Annotated in this window: 2 protein-coding genes and 1 pseudogene; all 3 read right to left on the bottom strand. The window is 69.8% G+C overall.

Annotation, left to right across the window (positions count from 1 at the left end):
- Positions 1–199: pseudogene (locus VF665_RS11795) on the bottom strand (hypothetical protein); the annotation flags it as partial.
- A gap of 55 nt (positions 200–254) precedes the next feature.
- Positions 255–2,465, bottom strand: a complete 2,211-nt coding sequence (gene glgB / locus VF665_RS11790) for a 1,4-alpha-glucan branching protein GlgB (RefSeq protein WP_331053635.1) — start codon at positions 2,463–2,465, stop codon at positions 255–257.
- Between the two features lie 513 nt (positions 2,466–2,978).
- Entirely contained in the window at positions 2,979–3,716 is a 738-nt protein-coding gene (gene pgl / locus VF665_RS11785) for a 6-phosphogluconolactonase (protein ID WP_331053634.1), read from the bottom strand.
- Positions 3,717–4,295: the final 579 nt, after the last annotated feature.

Genomic DNA, 4,295 nt, shown 5'->3' with positions numbered 1-4,295 from the left:
CCGGGGCCGCCGCGGGGACGTCCGCGTCCGCGACGCCCGCGCCCGGCGCCTTGCGGGCGGGGGCGCGGCGAGTGGCCGGCGCCTTGGATTCGGCGGCGGCGGGGGAAGCGGCCCGGCCGCGGCGGGCGGGCTTGGCCGCCGAATCACCTTCGGCGGGGGTGGGGGGAGGGGACGAGCTCTTTCCGGTCTTGCTGGCCATGGTTCTCGGTCGGTTCTGTAAAACGGATTGCGGCGGTCCGGCGTTCCGGTTCCGCTCAGTCTTCGCGCTGCAGGATCAGGATCCCCAGCGGCGGCAGCGTAAGGGGCAGCGACTGCGCGCGCCCGTGCACGGCCAGCGGCACGGTTTCCATCACCCCGCCGTTGCCCGCGTTGCTCCCGCCGTACGGCTCCGCGTCGCTGTTCAGCACCTCGCGCCAGCGCCCCGCGGACGGAGCGCCCACGTGGTAGGCGTGGCGGGGCACCGGCGTAAAGTTGCACACGAAGAGCAGCTCACGTCCACTCTCCCGGCCGCGGCGCACAAAGCTGAGGATGCTCTGCTCCACGTCGTGAAAGTCGATCCACTCGAACCCCTCGTAGCTGAAGTCCGTTTCCCAGAAGGCCGGCTCCCGCTTGTACAGGGCGTTCAGGTCGCGCAGCCAGCGCTGCACGCCTGCATTCAGCGGGTCGCCCAGCAGGTGCCAGTCCAGCGAGCGGTTCTCGTTCCACTCGCCCCACTGGCCGATCTCGCCGCCCATGAACAGCAGCTTCTTGCCCGGGTGCCCCCACATCATCCCCAGCATGAGCCGCAGGTTGGCGGCCTTCTGCCACGCGTCGCCGGGCATCTTGCCCATCAGCGAACCCTTGAGGTGCACCACCTCGTCGTGGCTCAGCGGCAGCACGTACTTTTCGCTGAAGGCGTACATCAGCGAAAAGGTGAGCAGGTTGAAGTGGTACTTCCGGTGGATGGCCTCCTCCGCCATGAAGCGCAGGTTGTCGTGCATCCACCCCATGTTCCACTTCAGGTGAAAGCCCAGCCCGCCCAGGTGCGCCAGCTGCGTCACGCCGGGCCACGCCGTGCTTTCCTCCGCGATCATCAGCACGCCGGGGTGCCGGTCGCGCACCGTGGTGTTCAGCTGCTGCAGAAAGGCCACCGCCTCCAGGTTCTCGCGCCCGCCGTACTGGTTGGGCACCCACTGCCCCGGCCCGCGCGAGTAGTCCAGGTACAGCATCGATGCGACCGCGTCCACGCGCAGCCCGTCGGCGTGGTACTCCTCCATCCAGAACAGCGCGTTGCTGATGAGGAAGTTGCGGACTTCGTTGCGCCCGAAGTTGAAGATCAGCGTGCCCCACTCCGGGTGCTCGCCCTGGCGCGGATCGGCGTGCTCGTACAGCGCCGTGCCGTCAAAGCGGCGCAGCGCGAAGGCGTCCTTGGGAAAGTGCGCCGGCACCCAGTCCAGAATCACCCCGATGCCGCGCTGGTGAAGCCGGTCTACCAGGTAGCGGAAGTCGTCCGGACCGCCAAAGCGGCTGGTAGGCGCAAAGTAGCCGGTGACCTGGTACCCCCACGAGGGGTCGTACGGGTGCTCCATCACGGGAAGGAACTCCACGTGGGTGAAGCCCATGTCCGCCACGTAATCGGTCAGGTCCTCCGCCATTTCCCGCCAGGTGAGCGGCCGGTCGTCCTCGTCCGGAACGCGCTTCCAGCTGCCGGGGTGCACCTCGTAGATGCTCATGGGGCGGTTGCACCAGTCGCCTTCCTGGCGCGTCCGCATCCACTCCGCGTCGTTCCACTCGTACTTTGAGAGGTCGGCCACCTTGGATGCGGTCGCGGGGCGCACCTCGGCCGTGAACGCGAGCGGGTCGCTCTTGAGGAACGCCGAGCCCTGGTGCGGCAGGATCTCGTAGCGGTACAGCGCCTCTTCCTGCACGCCGGGGATGAAGACTTCCCACACGCCCTGCGCGGGGTGCCGCCGCATGGGGTGGCGCCGCCCGTCCCACAGGTTGAACTCGCCCACCACGCTCACGCGCCGCGCGCCGGGCGCCCACACCCCGAAGTGCACGCCCTCCACGCCGTCCACGGTCATGGGGTGCGCGCCGAGCACTTCCCACAGCCGCAGGTGCGTGCCTTCGCCCACGAGGTACAGGTCGAAGTCGGCGATCTGCGGGCCAAAGGAAAAGGCGTCCGCCAGCAGCACGGGCTCGTCCGCGCCCGTCCACGTCACCAGGAGCCGGTAGGGAAAGGCGGAGGTGCCGCGCGGAAGCACGGCCTCAAAGAAGCCGTCGGTGTGGCCGCACTCCATCACGGCCACCTCGTCGCCCTCCTCGTCGGTCACGGAAACGGCGGTGGCGCCGGGCAGAAAGGCGCGCACCACCAGGCGCAGCTCGCCGCCCACGGATACGGTGTGCATGCCGAGAACGCGGAACGGGTCCGGGTGCTCGGCCGTCAGGATCTGCTGAACGTCGTGAAACAGAGTCGCGGAAGCCATCGCCTTGCCTGTGAGATGCGGCGGAGAGTGCGCGCGCGCCTGCGGGAAGTATCGTGCCGCGGGATGGCGGGGAGTGCGTGAGTGCGGGGTGCGTGAGTGCGGAGGGAAGTACGAGAGTACGAGAGTACGAGAGTACGAGAGTACGAGAGTACGCGGTGCCCGTGCCGGAGTGCCCGGTGCAGAACGGTCGGCGGGACGCCGCGGGAGAACCTGAGCGGATGAATCCGCCGCTCGAACAGCGGGAAGCCCCGGCTCGCGGCCACTGACGCGTCCACGATCGGGGCTTCAACTGCGTTTCGGGATCCGCGCCGATGCCCCCGATGCAGTCCGCGCAGGCGGACTTCGCGCTGGTCCAGCGGCGATTTCAATCGCTCTGCACGGGCGGACGCACCTGAACCCGGCGTTCCGCGCCGAGGCCTCCGGTGCAGTCCGCGCAGGCGGACTTCGCGCCGTTGTTGCCGCGGTTTCAACCGCCCGGGCGCGAGGCTTCGGACCCGTATCGGCCCCTTCTCATCACCCTTGCCGGATCGACTTCAACCGCGCCGCGGCGGCCTCGTCCAGTGTCCAGATCATCTGGCCGTCTGTCGGGTGGATGAACTGCATGGGGATGCGATGCGGATCCAGCGGACCCTCGATGGCGGTGCGCACGATCTCCGCCTTTGCCGCCCCCAGCGCCAGCACGTCGATCACCCGCGCCGCGTTGATCACCGGCAGCGTGAACGAAAGCCGCCACTCGCCCAGTTCGCGGAACAGCGCGGTTCCTACGGTCCGCTCACGCTCGCGCAGCAGCTCGTCGAACGGAAAGAGCGACGCGGTGTGCCCGTCCGGCCCGATCCCCAGGTGCACCAGGTCAAACCGCGGCACGCCGGGCCCGAAGACGGATTCCAGCTCGGCCGTGTAGTGCGCCGCGCCCTCTTCCGGCGGCAGTTCGCCCCGCATGCGGTGTACGTTCGCTGGCGGAATGGGGACGGTCCGCAGAAAGGCGCGGTCCGCCATCGTGAAGTTGCTGCGCGGATGGCCCGGCGGAACGCATCGGTCGTCACCCCAGAACACGTGCACGCCCTCCCAAGGAATCGCGGACAGGAACGGCCCCTCACCCAGCATGCGGTACATCCGCTCCGGCGCCGTGCCGCCCGAGAGCGCGACGGCAAAGCGCCCGGACGACTCCACCGCGGCGCACGCGAGGTCGCGGAACCGCTCGGCTCCGGCGCGGGAGGCGGCATCGGGATCAGGGTGGACGTGGATTGTCATTGGCCGGATGATATCGACGGGGAGAAGCACGTGCTGCTGGCCGGTACGGCGGACCCGGAGACGGCCCGGGCCGCGCTCGCCGGAGCCGGGGTGGACCGCACCGAACTCGCGCTCGCGTTCCGGCGCGACTGCCGCCCGGACCGGCCCGCACCAGCCTCTCGAAACCGACGTACACTTCCCGTGCCCGCCGCGCGATCGCGATCGCCACGCGCAAGGCAGAGGGCTCGGGGCGCGGTCTGCCCCCCTCCATCGCGGTCATCCGGGAGGATGGCGGGGTCGCGGCGCGGCTGCTGCGGAGAAGGGGGACCGGTACGGAGACGTCGGCCCGCGCGGAATCGCGGTCTCCGCGGCGGGGGAGATTGCCCCAGCGGCCCCGGCGCTGGAGATTGATGAATTGCACAGGCGCCACCCTGGACGACCTTCGCCATGCGCTGGCGCGCGGGGCGCGACCTTCTGCCCCAGGCGGGCGTGGCGCCCAGCCCCGGCACACCCTGACCGGCTCGAGAAACTCCGATGCTCTTCAAGCGCCCCAAGATCCCGCCGCCGCGTCCGCCGGACCTTCCGTTCGACGACGACGCC

This window comes from Longimicrobium sp. (assembly GCF_036387355.1).
GTDB lineage: Bacteria > Gemmatimonadota > Gemmatimonadetes > Longimicrobiales > Longimicrobiaceae > Longimicrobium.
Note: the sequence above shows the minus strand (reverse complement) of the source record. Positions and strands in the feature narration are given on the sequence as shown.

Coding starts and splice junctions, on each gene's coding strand:
- glgB (WP_331053635.1), bottom strand. CDS start 2,465: ATGGCTTCCGCGACTCTGTTTCACGACGTTCAGCAGATCCTGACGGCC.
- pgl (WP_331053634.1), bottom strand. CDS start 3,716: ATGACAATCCACGTCCACCCTGATCCCGATGCCGCCTCCCGCGCCGGA.